This window comes from Streptomyces sp. NPDC059534, from assembly GCF_042743475.1.
Lineage (GTDB): Bacteria > Actinomycetota > Actinomycetes > Streptomycetales > Streptomycetaceae > Streptomyces.
Window position 1 is genome coordinate 31,435 of sequence record NZ_JBHWAQ010000009.1, and the last position, 17,149, is coordinate 48,583.

The 17,149-nt window shown below is 72.5% G+C and carries 11 protein-coding genes; 9 read left to right on the plus strand and 2 right to left on the minus strand.

What is annotated here, in order from left to right:
* Positions 1-11 precede the first annotated feature (11 nt).
* The 4 genes from ACFVZH_RS13585 (at position 12) to ACFVZH_RS13600 (ending at position 7,261) form a co-directional block, all read left to right on the plus strand.
* A complete protein-coding gene (locus tag ACFVZH_RS13585; RefSeq protein ID WP_384896461.1) occupies positions 12-1,523 on the plus strand; it encodes an N-6 DNA methylase in 1,512 nt (503 codons plus the stop codon).
* Positions 1,520-3,013, plus strand: coding sequence for an N-6 DNA methylase (locus ACFVZH_RS13590; RefSeq protein ID WP_384896464.1), 1,494 nt, complete (start codon positions 1,520-1,522; stop codon positions 3,011-3,013). Before ACFVZH_RS13585 ends, ACFVZH_RS13590 begins: the two co-directional genes overlap by 4 nt.
* Positions 3,010-4,137, plus strand: coding sequence for a hypothetical protein (locus tag ACFVZH_RS13595; RefSeq protein ID WP_384896467.1), 1,128 nt, complete (start codon positions 3,010-3,012; stop codon positions 4,135-4,137). The genes ACFVZH_RS13590 and ACFVZH_RS13595 overlap by 4 nt, the downstream gene beginning before the upstream one ends.
* A gap of 184 nt (positions 4,138-4,321) precedes the next feature.
* Positions 4,322-7,261, plus strand: coding sequence for a type I restriction endonuclease subunit R (locus ACFVZH_RS13600; protein WP_384896470.1), 2,940 nt, complete (start codon positions 4,322-4,324; stop codon positions 7,259-7,261).
* 75 nt (positions 7,262-7,336) lie between these two features.
* Here ACFVZH_RS13600 and ACFVZH_RS13605 read toward each other — a convergent pair whose 3' ends face one another.
* Together ACFVZH_RS13605 and ACFVZH_RS13610 are read right to left on the minus strand one after the other, a co-directional pair.
* Positions 7,337-8,944 (minus strand): M4 family metallopeptidase, encoded by a 1,608-nt coding sequence (locus tag ACFVZH_RS13605; RefSeq protein WP_384896473.1) that lies wholly within the window; start codon positions 8,942-8,944, stop codon positions 7,337-7,339.
* A 270-nt stretch (positions 8,945-9,214) separates the two neighbouring features.
* Positions 9,215-10,414, minus strand: a complete 1,200-nt coding sequence (locus ACFVZH_RS13610; protein WP_384896477.1) for a Ku protein — start codon at positions 10,412-10,414, stop codon at positions 9,215-9,217.
* Positions 10,415-10,464: 50 nt separating this feature from the next.
* Between ACFVZH_RS13610 and ligD the strand changes: the two genes are divergently transcribed.
* From ligD to ACFVZH_RS13635, 5 genes are all read left to right on the plus strand, one after another.
* Entirely contained in the window at positions 10,465-11,361 is an 897-nt protein-coding gene (ligD, locus tag ACFVZH_RS13615; protein ID WP_384896479.1) for a non-homologous end-joining DNA ligase, read from the plus strand.
* 13 nt (positions 11,362-11,374) lie between these two features.
* Positions 11,375-12,334 carry a DNA ligase gene (locus ACFVZH_RS13620; protein ID WP_384896482.1) on the plus strand — a complete coding sequence of 320 codons (960 nt, stop codon included), beginning with the start codon at positions 11,375-11,377 and terminating at the stop codon, positions 12,332-12,334.
* A 222-nt stretch (positions 12,335-12,556) separates the two neighbouring features.
* Complete coding sequence (locus ACFVZH_RS13625; protein ID WP_384896485.1) at positions 12,557-14,857, plus strand: PBS lyase; 2,301 nt, start codon at positions 12,557-12,559, stop codon at positions 14,855-14,857.
* A gap of 152 nt (positions 14,858-15,009) precedes the next feature.
* A complete protein-coding gene (locus ACFVZH_RS13630; RefSeq protein WP_384896487.1) occupies positions 15,010-15,828 on the plus strand; it encodes a hypothetical protein in 819 nt (272 codons plus the stop codon).
* Positions 15,825-17,105 (plus strand): ATP-binding protein, encoded by a 1,281-nt coding sequence (locus ACFVZH_RS13635; RefSeq protein WP_384896489.1) that lies wholly within the window; start codon positions 15,825-15,827, stop codon positions 17,103-17,105. Before ACFVZH_RS13630 ends, ACFVZH_RS13635 begins: the two co-directional genes overlap by 4 nt.
* Positions 17,106-17,149: the final 44 nt, after the last annotated feature.

A 17,149-nucleotide genomic window follows, 5' to 3' on the forward strand; every position in this document is an offset into this window, starting at 1 on the left:
GGGTGGCGCCGGTGGCGGGGTTGACGCTGGGGGAGCTGGAGCAGTACCTGGCGCGGGGGGCGGATCTGCTGCGGGGGGCGATCGACCAGGCGGACTTCAAGGCGTACATCTTTCCGCTGATGTTCTTCAAGCGGATCTCCGACGTGTACTTGGAGGAGTACGCGGAGGCGCTGGAGGAGTCGGGCGGGGACCACGAGTTCGCGGCGTTCGCGGAGAACCATCGCTTCACGATCCCGGAGGGGTGTCTGTGGGGGGATGTGCGGGAGCGGACGGAGGACGTCGGGCAGGCGTTGCGGACGGTGTTCCGGGAGATCGAGAAGGCCAACCCGGAGACGCTGTTCGGGATCTTCGGGAACGCGAACTGGACGAACAAGGAGAAGTTGTCCGACGCGAAGCTGTCGGACCTGATCGAGCACTTCTCGACGCGGTCGCTGTCCAACGCGTCGGTGTCGCCGGATGTGTTCGGCAACGCGTACGAGTACCTGATCAAGCGGTTCGCGGACCAGTCGAACAAGAAGGCGGGCGAGTACTACACCCCGCGGTCGGTGATCGGTCTGCTGGTGAGCATCCTCGATCCGCGGGAGGGGGAGACGGTCTACGACCCCGCGTGCGGCACGGGCGGCATGCTGATCGAGGTCATCGAGCACGTGAAGGCCGCCGGGGGCAGTCCGAAGCGGCTGTGGGGGAAGCTGTACGGGCAGGAGAAGGTGCTGGCGACGTCGGGCATCGCCCGGATGAACCTGCTGCTGCACGGCATCGAGGACTTCCGGATCGCGCGGGAGGACACGCTCCGCAGCCCGGCGTTCCACACGGACAACCGTCTGGCGCGGTTCGACTGCGTGCTCGCCAACCCGCCGTTCTCCCTGAAGAACTGGGGCCACGAGGGCTGGGGGACCGACCGGTGGGGCCGTGCCGAGCACGGTGGGGTGCCGCCCAAGGGGTACGCCGAGTGGGCGTGGGTGCAGCACATGGTCGCGTCCGCGCAGCCGGGTACGGGCCGGATCGCGGTGGTACTCCCCCAGGGCGCGCTGTTCCGTCAGGGCGCCGAGGCGAAGATCCGCGCGCACGTGGTGAAGAGCGGTGTCGTGGAGGCCGTGATCGGGCTGGCGCCCAATCTCTTCTACGGCACGGGGCTGGCGGCGTGCGTGCTGATCCTGCGTACGTCGAGGCCGCCCGGGCGCGAGGGGCGGACGCTGTTCGTGAACGGCGAGGAGCTGTTCCGGCGGGGCCGGAACCAGAACACGCTGGAGCCCGGGCACGTCACGACGCTGCTGGAGACCTACCGGGCGTTCGAGGACGTCGAGGGCCTGGCCCATGTCGCCGACGCCGCAGGGCTGGCGGCGAACGGGTTCAGCCTCAACATCCCGCTGTACGTGAAGCCCGCCGGCGAGGGCGACCGGATCACGCTGCCGGAGGCGCTGACCGAACTGGAGGCGGCCCGGGAGCAGGCGCGGCTGACGCTGGCCGCGCTGGAGGGGGAGCTCGTGCAGTGGGGGCCGGCGATCGAGGAGGGCGACGCGTGAACAGCCGTATCACCCAGCGCGAGCTGGAGAACTACCTCTGGGGCGCCGCCGTCATCCTGCGCGGCCTCATCGACGCCGGCGACTACAAGCAGTACATCTTCCCGCTGACCTTCCTGAAGCGGATCTCCGACGTCTACGACGAGGAGTTCGGGAACGCGATGGAGGTCTACGGCGACGCCGAGGTGGCCGGACTCGCGGAGAACCACCGGTTCGCGGTGCCCGAGGGCGCGCACTGGGACGACGTCCGCGGCGTGACCCAGGACATCGGCAGGACGCTCAGGGCGGCGATGCGGGCCATCGAGTCCGCCAACCCGGAGACGCTGCCGGGGGTGTTCGGCGACGGGGACTGGGGCAACAAGGACCTGCTGTCCGACGCGACCCTGGCGCAGCTGGTGGAGCACTTCTCCAGCCGGACGCTGACGATCGCGAACCTGCCGGAGGACGAACTCGGCAACGGGTACGAGTACCTGATCAAGAAGTTCGCGGACGACTCCGGGCACACGGCCCAGGAGTTCTACACCAACCGCACCCTGGTCCACCTGATGACGATGATGCTGAGGCCGCGGCCGGGAGAGTCGGTGTACGACCCGACCTGCGGCACCGGCGGGATGCTCATCTCCACCGTGGCCGAGCTGAAGCGCCAGGGCGACGAGTGGCGCGGTCTGCGGCTGTACGGGCAGGAGCTCAACTTCGGGACGTCCGCCATCGCGCGGATGAACCTGTTCCTCCACGGCATCACCGACGGGCACATCGCCCACGGCGACACGCTCGCCCGGCCCGCCTTCCACGACGACGACGGGGGTCTGCGGACCTTCGACGTGGTGCTCGCCAACCCGCCGTACTCCATCAAGGCGTGGGACCGGACCGCGTTCACGAACGACCCGTACGGGCGCAACATGTGGGGTGCCCCGTCGCAGGGGCGCGCCGACTACGCGTTCTTCCAGCACATCGCGAAGAGCCTGGACCCCGAGACGGGTCGCGCGGCGATCCTGTTCCCGCACGGCGTGCTGTTCCGGCGCGAGGAGAGCGCGCTGCGCGAGGCGCTGGTCAGGTCGGACCTGGTGGAGAGCGTGCTGGGGCTCGGCGCGGGGCTGTTCTACAACAGTCCGATGGAGGCCGTGGTGATCACGTTGAGGGCGCGCAAGCCGGTGGACCGGCGCGGCCGGGTGCTGTTCGTCAACGCGGTGAACGAGGTGACCCGGGAGCAGGGGCAGTCGTTCCTGCGCGAGGACCACCAGCGGCGGATCCTCACCGCCTACCGCACGTTCGAGGGCGAGGAGGGCTTCGCGGCGGTCGCCACGCTCGACGAGATCGCGGGGAAGGGGTTCGGCCTCGCGATCCCGCAGTACGTCGGGAGCGCCGCGCCCGACGGCGACGCCGAGCGGGTGGGCGTCGGGAGCGCGCTCGCCGCGTGGCGCGCGGCGGCCTCCGCGTCCGCCGAGGCGGTCACCGGCCTCGACACCCTGCTCCGCAAGGAGGTCACCCCGTGAACCTGGACAAGAGCACATGGGAGCGCGTCGCCTTCGGTGACGTCGTCCGGAACGTCAACGTGACCGTACGGGACCCCGGGGCGGCGGGCGTCGACCGCGTCGTCGCCATGGAGCACATGGATCCGGCCGAACTGAAGATCCGGCGCTGGGGCTCGACCGAGGACGGGACGACGTTCACCCGGCGGGTGACGCCGGGGCAGACGCTCTTCGGGAAGCGGCGCGCGTACCAGCGCAAGGTCGCGTACGCCGACTTCGACGCGATCTGCTCCGGGGACGTCCTCACCTTCGAGGCGGACGAGACCCGGCTGCTGCCCCGGTTCCTGCCGTTCCTCGTCATCTCCGACGGGTTCTTCCGGCACGCGCTCGGCACGTCGGCGGGGTCGCTGTCGCCGCGTACCAACTGGCGCGACCTGTCCGGGTACGCGTTCGATCTCCCGCCGCTGGACGTGCAGCGGTCGCTGGCCGACCTCCTGTGGGCGGTCGAGGAGCACCGGCTGGCGGTCTCGGACGTGGCGCGGGCGGCGGACCGGGCCGTGGGGGTCCGGCTGCGCGAGGCGTGGGAGTCCGGCGAGAAGCGGGAGATCGGCCGGATCGCCGCGTGCGTGACGGGGTCGACGCCCTCGAAGGCGAACGGGGCGTACTGGAGCAGTGAGGACGTCCCCTTCTACACGCCGTCGGACATCGACGGCGACACGGTGGACGTGGCCGGCCAGCGGGTCAGCGAGGCGGGTGCGGCCACGGGGCGGCCGCTGCCGGCGCACGCGGTCGCCGTCGCCTGCATCGGTGGCGACCTCGGGAAGTCCGCGGTCATCACCCGGCCCGGTATCAGCAATCAGCAGATCACCGCGGTCGTGGGACTGGCGCGCGACGACGCGTACACCTTGCAGGCGCTGCTCGCGCATCCGGCCGGCCGGCAGGCCATCGAGGCGCGCGAGACGACGACGATCGTGCGGAAGCTGAACAAGAGCGATCTGATGAGGATCGAGGTTCCGTGGCCGTCGGACCGCACCGAGCTGCGGGAGCTCGTCCAGGAACGGCGGGCGTCCCTGGCCGCCCTGACCGGTGAGGCGGACGCCCTGCGCCGGCTCAGGTCGTCGCTGCTCGCCGAGATCTTCGGGGGCTGACGCGTGTCCCGGTTCGCCGAGATCTTCGGGGGCTGACGCGTGTCCCGGTTCGCCGAGATCTTCGGGGGCTGACGCGTGTCTCCGTTCGCCGAGATCTTCCGGGACTGGTCCGTGTCCCGCTTCGCCGGACTCTTCCGGGGCTGATCCGTGTCCCGGTTTCACCATGATCATCGGGGGTTGATCCATGTCCCAGTTCACCGAGGACATCACGGTCCGTGACTTCGTGCGGGATCTCGTCCGCGCCCGCGGTGTGCGGTTCGTACCGGGCAGGGAACTGCCCCGGACGGAGTCGGAGGTGCTGCTCGAGTCGGAGGTCAGGGAGGCGCTGGTCCGTCTGAACCCGGAGATCGGCGCCGACCTGGACAAGGCGGACGAGGTGCTGCACCGGCTGCGCGCCATCCTGCTGTCGGCGCGCACCTCGCCGCATCCGGTGGTGGCGAACGAGGAGTTCGCCGCGTGGCTGCTGGGCCGGAGGTCGATGCCGTTCGGACCGGACGGCGAGCACACGACGGTGCGGCTCGTCGACTTCGACCGCCCCGACGACGCCTCGGCGAACCGGTGGACCGTCTCCACCGAGGTCACCGTGGTCCAGGGCAGGGTGGAGAGGCGTCTCGACCTGGTGCTGTGGTGCAACGGCTTCCCCCTCGTGGTGGGTGAGGCCAAGACCCCGACGCGGCCGGCCGTCACGTGGATCGACGGCGCCGCGCAGGTGCACGAGGACTACGAGACGTCCGTGCCGCCGTTCTTCGTGCCGAACGTGTTCTCCTTCGCCACCGACGGCAAGGACCTGCGTTACGGAACGGTCGGCATGCCCCTCGGGAAGTGGGGGCCGTGGCGCGAGGAGCGGTCCGGCGAGCGGGCCCCGCACACGCCCGGTCTCGCCGCCGTCCGGGAGGCGGTCGAGGGCGTCCTCACGCCGTCGGCGGTACTGGAGTTCCTGCGTTTCTTCACCTTGTTCGCGACGGACAAGAAGCACCGCAAGATCAAGATCATCGCCCGCTTCCAGCAGGTCCAGGCGGCCGGCCTGATCATCGAGCGCGTCCTGCACGGGCGCGTCAAGCAGGGCCTCGTCTGGCATTTCCAGGGGTCCGGCAAGTCCCTGCTCATGGTGTTCACCGCGCTGAAGCTGCGCGCCATAACCGCGCTGGCGAACCCGACGATCCTGATCGTCGTGGACCGGATCGACCTGGACACCCAGATCACCGGCACGTTCGGCGCAGCGGACGTGCCCGGCCTGGTCTCCACCGACAGCCGCGACGAGCTCCGGGAGCTGCTCAGGGCCGGGGCGCGCAAGGTCGTCATCACGACGATCCACAAGTTCGGCGAGGCCCCGGGGGTGCTCGACGCGCGGGAGAACATCATCGCGATGGTCGACGAGGCGCATCGCAGCCAGGAGGGCGACTACGGCGCGCGGATGCGGGCCGCGATCCCCCACGCGTTCCTGTTCGGCCTCACCGGTACGCCGATCAACCGCCGTGACCGCAACACCTTCAAGTGGTTCGGCTCGGCCGAGGACGAGGGGGGCTACCTGTCGCGGTACGCGATGGACGACTCGATCCACGACGGCGCGACCCTGCCGCTCCACTTCGAGCCCCGACTGTCGGAGATCCACGTCGACGCGGAGGCGATAGACACCGCCTTCGAGCAGCTGGCGGAGGAGTTCGAGCTGCGGGAGCCGGACAGGATCACGCTCTCCAGGAGGGCCGCCTCGATCGAGGCGCTGATCAAGGCGCCCCGCCGGATCGAGAGGATCGCCGCGGACATCGCCGAGCACTTCAAGCGGAGGGTGGAGCCGCAGGGGTTCAAGGCGCAGGTCGTGGTCTACGACAAGCCGACCTGCGTGGCCTACAAGGAGGAGCTCGACCGGTACCTGCCGGCCGAGGCGTCGACCGTCGTGATGTCGAGGGCCCAGGGGGATCCCACCGAGTGGGGGCGGTGGAGCCCGGATGCCGCGCAGCAGGAGAGGATCCTGGCCCGCTTCAACGACCCGGCGGACCCGCTCAAGATCATCATCGTCACGGCCAAGCTCCTGACCGGCTTCGACGCGCCCGTCCTGTACGCGCAGTACCTCGACAAGCCCCTCAAGGAGCACACGCTCCTCCAGGCGATCACCCGCACCAACCGCACGTACCCCCCGCACAAGACCCACGGCCTGGTCGTGGACTACCTGGGCGTGTTCGACGACGTGGCCAGGGCGCTGGCGTTCGACGAGACGAGCGTGATGGCGACGATCACGAACATCGACACGCTGGCCGGCCGGCTGCCGCGGGCGATGGCGGACGCGCTCGCGTTCTTCCCCGGGGTGGACCGTACGGTCGCCGGTTACGAAGGGCTGATCCAGGCGCAGGCCGCCCTCCCGGACGACGGGACGAAGGACGCCTTCGGCGCCGCGTACTCCGTCGTCTCGCAGCTGTGGGAGGCGCTCGGTCCCTCGCCGGCCCTGGCGGAGTTCCGGGGCGACTACCGGTGGCTGACCGAGGTGTACGAGTCGATCCGGCCGGCCGACATCACGGGCCGGCTCGTCTGGCACGCGCTGGGGGCCCGTACGGTCGAGCTGATCAACGAGCACGTCGAGGTCGAGGTCCCCCGCGGCGACCTGGAGACGATCGTCCTCGGCCCGGACGTCGTCGGGGACCTGATGTCCGGTACCGCGGAGGGTGTCACGTCCGAGGACGTCGAGAGGCAGATCACGGCTCGTCTCGCCCGGCATCTGACGAACCCCCGGTTCGTGGCGCTCGGGCGGCGGCTCGACGATCTGCGGGCGAGGTACCAGGACGGGCAGCAGTCCAGCCTCGACTTCCTGCGTGCCCTTCTCGACCTGGCCAAGGACACCCTGCGGGCCGAGAAGGAGGCCGCGGAGGTGCCCCGCGAGGAGCAGGGGAAGGCCGCGCTCACCGAGTTGTTCGAGGCGTTGAGGTCGGACGGCACGCCGGTCATCGTGGAACGGATCGTCGCGGACATCGACATGGTCGTCCGCGCCGTCCGGTTCGAGGGCTGGCAGCAGACCCACGGGGGCGACAAGGAGGTCCGCCAGGCGCTGCGCAGGACGCTGTACGTCAAGTACCGGATCCGCGACAACGACGTCTTCGAGAAGGCGTACGGGTACGTCGCCGAGTACTACTGAGCCGGACCCGCCGGGGAAACACGGCGGGGCCGCCCGGCGTGGGTGTGCCGGGCGGCCCGTGGCCTGCGTGCGGGGTTACTTGACGTTGATCGCGGTCCAGGCGGAGGCGACCGCGTTGTACTGGGCGCTGCCGGTGCCGTACAGGTCCTTCGCGGCGTTCAGGGTGGCCGTGCGGGCGCCCGAGTAGCCGGTGGTGGAGGTCATGTAGGTGGACAGGGCCTTGTACCAGATCTTGTACGCGGCGGTGCGGCCGATGCCGGTGACCGTGGAGCCGTTGGAGGTCGGCGAGTTGTAGGTGACGCCGTTGATCGTCTTCGAGCCGCTGCCCTCGGAGAGCAGGTAGAAGAAGTGGTTGGCCGGGCCCGAGGAGTAGTGGACGTTGAGGCGGCCGACCGACTTCGACCAGTAGTCGGCGGACTTGCCGTCCTTGCTGGGCTGGTCCATGTAACGGAGCGGCGTGCCGTTGCCGTTGATGTCGATCTTCTCGCCGATGAGGTAGTCGCCGATGTCCGTGGCGTTGCCCGCGAAGAACTCGACCGAGGTGCCGAGGATGTCGGAGGTGGCCTCGTTCAGGCCGCCGGACTCGCCGCTGTAGCGGAGGTTGGCGGTGGAGGAGGTCAGGCCGTGGGACATCTCGTGGCCGGCCACGTCGAGGGACGTGAGCGGGTGGGTGTTGCCGATGCCGTCGCCGTACGTCATGCAGAAGCAGGCGTCGTCCCAGAAGGCGTTCACGTAGGCGTTGCCGTAGTGGACGCGGGAGTAGGCGGCGACGCCGTCGCCGCGGATGCCGGAGCGGCCGAGCTCGTTCTTGTAGAAGTCCCAGGTGACGGCGGCACCGTAGTGGGCGTCGGCCGCGGCGGTGCCGCGGTCGGAGGCGAGCCCGTTGCCCCAGGTGTCGGTCGAGTTCGTGAAGAGGGTGCCGGTGCCGGACGTGCCGCCGTTGAGGTCGTACGTCTTGTGGCCGCCGCGGGTGGCGTCGGTGAGGGTGTACGAGGGCGAGGTGCCGAGGGTGACCTGGCCGGCGTACATGGTGTTGCCGACGCCGGTCTCGATCGTCTCGTAGGAGAAGAGCTCCTTGCCGGTGGTGGCGTCGGTGACGACCTGCCGGCGGCTCGGCGTGCCGTCCTGCTGGACGCCGGTGACGGTCGTCTCCCAGGCCAGGACCGGCTTGCCGGTCGCCGCCCAGATCACCTTGCGGGCGGTGGAGGCGGACTCCGAGGCGTTGGCGGCGGAGGCGAGCGCGGCCTTCTTCGCGGCGGCGGACGGGACCGCGGCGGCGGTGCTCGCCACGGATATGGGGGCCCCGGTCGCCTTGGTGGTCGAGCGGGCGCCCGTCTTCTTCTGGTGGACGACCAGGTCGCCGCCGAGGACCGGCAGGCCCTCGTAGGTGCGCTCGTAGCGCGTGTGGACGGTGCCGTCGGCGTCCTTGACGACGTCGCGGACGACGAGCGCCTCCTTGCCGGACAGGCCGATGGCCTTGGCGGTGGCGGAGGCTCCGGCCTGGGCGTCCTGGACGGCGGCGGCGCGCTGGTTGCCGGAGAGCGCGACGGCGGACGCGCCGGCCTCCCGCTGGACATCGGCGCTGGCGGAGCCGGTCTGGACTCCGACGACGACCATGGCGGCCGATGCGAGCAGGGCGGTGGTGACGGCGGTACGGCGGTGCGAGGACTGCTGGCGGGTCACGCGGGCTCCTTCGCTGAAAAGCGTGGGGGTTGTGGGGGGGTGTGCGCGAGTGAGCGTGCCAGCGAAGCCGCCTGTTTGACAGGTCTGCAACAAGAATTTGACCATGTGTTGTCCGAAGGACAGTGAAGTCTGTTCGCTATCCGACGAGTTCGGCGCCCTCGTGCCCGTCTTCGGGCAGCGAAAAGCCCCCCGGAGCGGTGTGATCCGGGGGGCTCGCGATCGGGCGGGATGCCTAGGGGGAGGGGCCGGGGCGGGACGGGGCGGGAACCGTCAGGCCGAACGTCTGCGGGGGGTCGCCTTCTTGGCCTGGGACTTGGCCGGGGTCTTGTCCGCCGTCTTGGCCGGGGTCTTGGCCGGGTTGTCGGCCTGCGACGTGGCCGGGGCCTTGGTCCGGGCCTTCTTGGCCGGCGCCTTGGCGGTCGTCTTGGCCGTGGTCTTGGCGGTCGACCTGGCGGTCGACTTCTTCGCCTGGGCGCCGGACGTCGACTCCGCTGCCGACGCCGACGTCGACTTGCGGGCGGGGACCGCCGTCTTCTTCGCCGCCGTGCGGGAGGTGGACTTCTTGGCGTCCGTGGTCTTCGGCGTACCGACGGCGCGGGTGGTGCGGGTGGTGCGGCCGCCGCGGGGCTTGAGCGGGGTGACCTCGGCGACCCTCGCCGAGTCGGCGTCCTCCGTGTCGGCCCGCTCCCCGCGGGCCTCCCTCGCCGCGCGCACACTGCTCTCCAGTGCGGCCATGAGGTCGATGACCCGCCCGCCGCCCTCCTCCTCCGAGGAGGGGGCCGGAACGCCCTCGCCGCCCTCCGCCTTCGCGGCGATCATCTCCTCCACGGCGGTGCGGTAGTCGTCGTGGAGGGTGCTGATGTCGACCTCGCCGAGCGTGGCCATCAGGGCGTCCGCCAGGTCGAGTTCGGCGTCCCGCACGGTGACCGGGGACTCCGGGGCCACGCCCTCGGGGGCCCGGATCTCGTCCGGCCAGAGCAGTCCGTGCATGGCGATCACGTCGTCCACGACCCGCAGCATGCCGAGCCGTTCCCGCCCCCGCAGGGCGTACTTCGCGACCGCCACCCTGTCGCTGCGCTTGAGCGCCTCGCGGAGCAGGGTGTACGGCTTCGCCGCCGGTACGCCGTTCGCGGAGAGGTAGTACGCGGCGTCCATCTGGAGGGGGTCGATCTCCCCGGTCGGCACGAACGCCACGATCTCGATCGTCTTCGCGGTGGGGAGCGGCAGCGAGGCCAGATCCTCGTCGGTGATGGGGATCATGGTCCCGTCGGCGTCCTCGTACGCCTTGCCGATCTCCGCCTGGGAGACCTCCTCGCCGTCCAACTCGCACACCTTCTTGTAGCGGACACGGCCGCCGTCCTCGAGGTGGACCTGGCGGAAGGAGACGGACCGGCTCTCGGTGGCGTTCACCAGCTTGATCGGGATGCTGACCAGCCCGAAGGAAATGGCACCGTTCCAGATGGATCGCACGGTTCCTGCCTTTCGAGCCGAAGAATCCGGAATCATGGGATTCTCATCGTATGACGCCCATCACAGAGGTGGAGGGGCGCAGGCTGACGCTGAGCAACCTGCACAAGGTGCTCCACCCGGTCACGGGCACCACCAAGGGCGAGGTCCTCCACTACTACGCGACCGCCGGGGCCGCGATCCTGCCGCATCTGCGCGACCGGCCGGTCTCCTTCCTGCGCTATCCGGACGGCCCGGAGGGGCAGCTCTTCTTCACGAAGAATCCGCCGCCCGGCACACCCTCCTGGGTGACGACCACCCCCGTGCCCCGCTCGGAGGACCCCCGGGCCCGGCAGGTGGTCGTCCAGGACCTGGCGTCGCTGATGTGGGCGGCGAACCTGGTCGTGGAGTTCCACACGCCGCAGTGGCGGGCGCCCTCCCCCGCCGTCGCCGACCGGCTCGTGATCGACCTGGACCCGGGGCCGCCCGCGACCGTCGTCGAGTGCTGCCGGGTCGCGCTGCACCTGCGCGAGCGGCTCGCGGCGGACGGCCTCGACGCCTTCGCCAAGACCTCCGGCGCCAAGGGGCTCCACCTGCTCGTGCCGGTGACGCCGACACCGTCCGCGCGCGTCTCGGCGTACGCGAAGCAGCTCGCGGTCGAAGCGGAGGCCGCGCTGCCGGAGCTGGCCGTGCACCGGATGGCCCGGGCCCTGCGGCCCGGGAAGGTCTTCGTCGACCACAGCCAGAACGCCGCCGCCAAGACCACCGCCACCCCCTACACCCTGCGGGCCCGGGCCCTCCCCACCGCCTCGGCGCCCGTCACCTGGGAGGAGGTGGAGCACTGCGCCGGGCCCGGCGCGGACCCCGGCCGGCTCGTCCTCCTCATGGACGACATCGCGCCACGTCTGGAGCGGTACGGGGAGCTTCTGGCGCCTCTTTTCGCGCCCGAACGGGCGGGAGACGTGCCGTGAACGGGGGGAGATCGTGAAGCGGGGCGGGACCGGCGGTGGCGGCGGCGCGGGTGCCGGCAGCGCGGGGCCGGGTCCCGGGGGCGCGGACTCCGTGGTGCTCGTGCCGCCCGTCGAGGTCATGCGGCCGCGGGCGGCGGACGAGATCCCGGGGCAGGGGGAGCCGCCGCGGGAGCTGCAGTACTCGCTCAAACTGGACGGGTTCCGGGCCCTGGCGTTCGTGCTCGGCGGGCGGCGGGTGGTGCTCCAGTCCCGGTCCCGCAGGGACCTCGCGCCCGAGTTCCCGGAGATCGCCGCGCACCTGGGCGAACGGCTGCCGGCCGGGATCGTGCTCGACGGCGAGCTGTGCGCGTACCGGGAGGGGCGGCTGAGCTTCGCCGACCTGCTCCGCTCGCACGCGGACCGGGTGCGGGCCGGGGTGTCGGTCTCGTACATCGCCTTCGACCTGCTCGCCGTCCCCGGCCGTGACGTGCGGAGCCTGCCGCTGCGCGACCGGTGGGAGCTGCTCGGCGCGGCGCTGGCGCAGGTCGGCCCTCCCCTGGAGCGCGTCCTGGCGACGCGGGACGAGGAGACCGCCCGGGGCTGGTTCCGGGACCTGCGGGACGCGGGGGTCGAGGGGATCGTCGCCAAGAGGCTCGGTTCGGCCTACCGGGGCGGCTCCACCTGGGCCTGGCGGAAGATCCGGCACGCCGACACGAGCGACGGCCTGCTCGTCGGCCTGGTCGGACCGGTGGACCGGCCCCGCGCCCTGCTCGTACGGCTCCCGGACGGGCGGACCGTGCCCACCTCGCCCCGGCTCACGCCGGCGCAGTCGCAGGAGGTCGGCGCGCTGGCGGGCGACCGCGCGGGACCGCTCGCCGAGGACCCGGAGCACGGGCCGGTGCGGCCGGTGGACCCGCCGCTCCCCGTCGAGCTGCGGCGGATCGCGGGGCGGCACGGGAACGCGTCGTTCGTCCGGGTCCGGGCGGAGGGGTAGGAGGCTGGGTCCGGACGGGGGGCCGGGTGGGCCGAGCGGCCGCGCGCGGGCTCACAGGAGGCATACACCGAGAGCAACTGCCTTGCTCCGTACCGTATATGGCGCAAAGAGGCCGCAACCGAGGCCCCGCGCGGGGCCGGTGTCGCCGGTTCGGCGTTGTTGTCCGCCCTGTGGTGCACACTTGCTGCCTGGTACAGCGCTCACGGGGAAGGCGGCCTGGCAATGCTGACGGGGATCGAGGAGGTCGACTGGGCCTCGCTGGGCCACGCGTACGGCCCCGCGGACGATGTGCCGGAGCTGCTCCGCGGACTCGCCTCCGCCGACCCCGCGGAGCGGGAGACCGCCCTCGACGGCATGTACGGGGCCGTGCACCACCAGGGCGACGTCTATGACTCGACGCTCGCCTGCATCCCCTTCCTCCTCGAACTCGTCGCCGATCCCGCGGTCCAGGACCGGGGCTGCATCGTCGAGCTGCTCACCAGCATCGGCGGCATCGAGCTCGACGACGACGACGAACTCGACGCACTGGACGAACTCGCCCCGGACGACGAGGAGTTCATTCCCGCCGCCAATTACGCGATGGCCGCCGCCGCCATCGCCGCCGGGTCCGACGTCTTCCTCGGGCTCGTCTCCGACCCGGACCCCGAGGTGCGGCTGGCCGCGCCGTGCGCGCTCGCCTCGCTCCACCCCGAGCCCAGCCGGGCGCTGACGCTGCTGCGGGAGCGGCTGACCGTCGAGCGGGACACCGAGGTGCGGCTCGCCCTCGTGGCGGCCGTCGGGCGGATCGCGCTGCGCCACGCGTCGCTGCGCGCCGAGACCGTCGACTGGCTCGGCTGGCTCGCCCGCGCCGCCCAGGACCCGGGGCTCCGGCTCTCGGCGCTCGCCCAGCGGGCGCGCTGCGCGCCGGGCGAGATCCCGGACGACGTCGTGCCGTGGGTGACGGAGCTCCTGGAGGAGATCCGAACGGCGGCGCACCGGGCGGGCACCGACGCCGACGCCCACCGGTCCGCCGCGCCGACGCTGATCGGACAGGTCCGCGAACTGCTGGAGGAGCACGCGGCCGGGCGGCCGGCGCCCTGGACCGAGGAGCTGCTCCGGACCCTCCACACCGCCCTCGACGACCGCGTCGACGACCGGATCGCGCTGATCGTCGCGCAGCTGCGCAGCCCCGACTGGGGACAGCGTTCGGACGCGATCTGGCTGTGCGGGGGGTTGATACGGCTGTGGCGCGGGCGGTACGAGGAGGTCGTCCGGCTCGTCGGCGCCCAGCTCAACGACCCCGAGCCCCGGCTCAGGGAAGCCGCCACCTCGTTCCTGGAGCGCCTCTTCGAGCTGGGCGGCCCGGCCGCCGACGCGCTCGTGGCCCGGCTGACGACGGGCCCGGCGGGCTCCCCCGGCGGCCCGGCCGGCTCGGTCGGCGGTCCGGTAGGCCCTGTCGGCGGTCCGGTGGGCTCCATCGGCGGCCCGGTAGGCCCCGAAAGCGGCCCCGGCGGTCCGGCCGGCCCCGTCGGTGGTCCTCCGGTAGGCCCCGTCGGCGGCCCGGCCGGCCCCCTGAGCGGCCCCGGCGGGCCGCCCGCGCCCGGGCACGGCAGCGGGTACGCCTTCGTCGGCCGGTCCGGGCGCGACGGGGCGCTGCTCGCGCTGGCCCGCGCCGGGGACACCCGGGCGGTCCCGCTGCTGGCGCGCGCCCTGGAGGAGAGCGAGGTGCGGCGGGAGCTGCTCTACGCGATGGACGGCCTGGGGCCCTCCGCGGCGATGCTCGCCCCGCTGCTGCGGCGCCGGCTCGCGGAGGTCGAGCTCGACGAGCGGCTGCACGACCGGGCGGCGCCGCTGCTGTACGCCCTGGCTGCCGTACGGGGCAGCCAGGCCCTGCCCGAGGTGCTGCGGGTGCTGCGCGGCGCCCCCGCGAACCGGCGCGACTGGGTGCGGGAGGCGGCTCTGCGGACCCTGGCGGCGTTCGGCCCGGCCGCCCGGGAGGCGGTGCCGGAGCTGCGAAGACTCCTGGCCGCCGATTCGGCCGCGGTCGCCACGGCGGCGGCCCGCGCGCTGTGGGCGGCCGAGGGGGACACCGGGGAGGCGCTGGCGGCGTTGGAGCGGTGGCTGCGGCCGGGCGCGTCGGGCGCGGACTGGTGCACCGCCGCCCTGGCTCTGGGCGAGATCGGCCCGGCGGCCGCCTCGACCGCCGCCGCGCTCCGGCCCGGCCTGGCCTCGCGCGACCTGTGGGTCCGGGTGCGTACCGCCGCGGCCCTGTGGCGGGTGTCCGGCGAGACCGTGGCGACCCTCCCGGTGCTGCTCTCGGCCTGGGAGGAGAACCGGCACGCCCGCCTGGACATCGCCGAGTGCCTGGCCGAGATGGGCCCCGCGGCCTCGGAGGCCCAGCTCGTGATCCTCACCGAGCTCACCCGCCGCCGCCGTCACAACGCCCGTGAGGGCGCCTCCGGCAGCCACGACATCCACCTCGACGAGAAGCTCCTGACCTTGTGCCGCGCGGCGCTGGCCCGGATGGAGCGCGGGACGTTCTGAGAGCGGACCACGGCCCCGCCAGGGCCGGTGGTCCCCACCAGGGCCGGTGGTCCTCGCCCGCGCCGGTCGCGCCTATCATCCGATGGAGAGACAAAAAGGACTTCCTCCCGCATTAAGGTCTACGGAGGAGACCCGACCCATCGAGGAGCACCGTGAGACCGCGCGGAGTACAGATCGCCGGCGGCGTGCTGTGCGCCCTCGTGCTCGCCGGGTGCGGGGCCGGGGAGGGCGGGCCGAAGAGCGCCGGTCCGACCCCCGCGGCCGTGGGGCCGGTGCGGCTGTGGCCGGACCTCGCGCCCGCGACGAACCCGCCGGTGGACTACGGCGAGTCCGACACGGAGCGGGTGCCGGGGGTGGAGGTGGCCGACAACGACGTGCGGTCGGTGGACCCGGTGGCGGTGGTCCAGGCCGAGGTGCGGGCGAAGCCGGACACGTACTCGGGCGAGGACGGACTGTACGAGGAGACGGCCCGGGCGATCGAGAAGTGCACCACCGCGCCCGCGGCCTGTCCGGTCATGCAGCCCTACTACCGCGATCTCACCGGCAACGGCCGTGACGAGCTGATCGTGGGGATCCGGATGCCGGAGCAGCAGGTCGGGGTGCGGGTCTATCTGGCCGAGAACGGCGGACTGACGCGGATCATGTCCACCGTCGACCAGGTCATCAACGTGGAGCTGGCCGGGCGGGACCTGGTCATACGGGTCGCGTCGGCCGGAATCCCCGGGTACGAGTACCGCACCGCCTGGTCGTGGGACGACCAGCAGCACAGCATGCTGCCGACCCGGGACGAGATCATCCGGGTGCGCCCCTCCCGTACCGGGCCGTCGGCGGTGCCCGTACCGCGGCTCGTCAGTCCGAGCCCGACGGCCCCGGCGCCGGCCGGGAGCCCCACCCCCGCCGAGCCGGGGTCCGCACCGGCCGATCCCGTCCCGGCGGAACCCGTTCCCGTGCCCGCCGAGCCCGCCCGGTGAGGCCGCCCCGGCTGCCCGCCTGGACCGCGACGCTCACCTGGAAGGCCGCGGTCTTCATCGCCGTGATGTGCTGCGCGCTCGCCGCGCTGCTCGGCGTGCTCGTCCATGTGTCGGTGACGTCCCAGACGGTGGACGACTCGCGGGAGAAGGCACTGGCCCGTCTCGCCGAGGTGAGCGGGCTCTACGAGGCGGGCGAGCCGCTGCCCCGGTTCGCCGGGGTCGACCCGCCCGGGCTTCCGGCGTCGCTGCGGGCGCTCGCCGCCCGCGGGGAGCGCGGCACGACGGTCGCCGACGACCGGGGGCGGCCGACGATGTGGGCGGCGGGCCCGGCGGACGGCCACGCCCTGGCGGTGCGGGTCGACTACACGCAGAGCGCCGAGACGATCGAGGCGCTCGACCGGTCGATCGTCGGCTCCTCCGTGCTGGCGATCGGCGCGACCCTGCTCGTGGGCGCCTTCGCCGTCACCCGGGTCACGCGGCGACTGCACCTGACCGCGCAGGTGGCGCGCCGGATCAGCGCCGGCGACCTGGACGCGCGCGTCGACGACCCCCGTACGAAGGACCCCTCGCGTCCGCAGGACGAGGTGGCCACGGTGTCCGGGGCGCTCGACACGATGGCCTCGTCGCTCCAGCGCAAGCTGCAGAGCGAGCAGCGGTTCACGGCGGACGTGGCGCACGAGCTGCGCACTCCGCTGACCGGGCTCTCGGCGGCGGCCGAGCTGCTGCCGGAGGGGCGGCCGTCGGAGCTGGTGCGGGACCGGGTGCGGGCGATGCGCGGTCTCACCGAGGACCTGCTGGAGATCTCGCGGCTCGACGCGCGCAACGAGACCGTGGACCTGGCGGTGCACGAGCTGGGGCCGCTCGCCGAGCGGGTGGTGCGGGCCTCGGGCACGGAGACGGAGGTGCGGGTGCTCCGGGACGCCACGGTGGAGACGGACCGGCGGCGGCTTGAGCGGGTGCTCGGCAACCTGGTCGCCAACGCGCACCGGCACGGGGCGCCTCCGGTGGTGGTGACGGTGGACGGTCCCGTGGTGTCCGTGCGGGACCACGGCCCCGGTTATCCCGGCTATCTGCTGGAGTCGGGGCCGCAGCGGTTCCGTACGGAGAGCGGGGGCAAGGGGCACGGCCTGGGGCTGACGATCGCCGTGGGGCAGGCCGAGGTGATCGGCGCCGAGCTGGTCTTCACCCGCCCCGGGGAGGGCGCGGGCGCCGAGGCCCGGCTGCGGCTGCCCGAGTACGTGCGGCTCGCGGACGAGGACGCCGGAACGGAGGACTGACGGCGCACCGTCACACAAAAGGGACATAGGGCATGGCGCTTGCT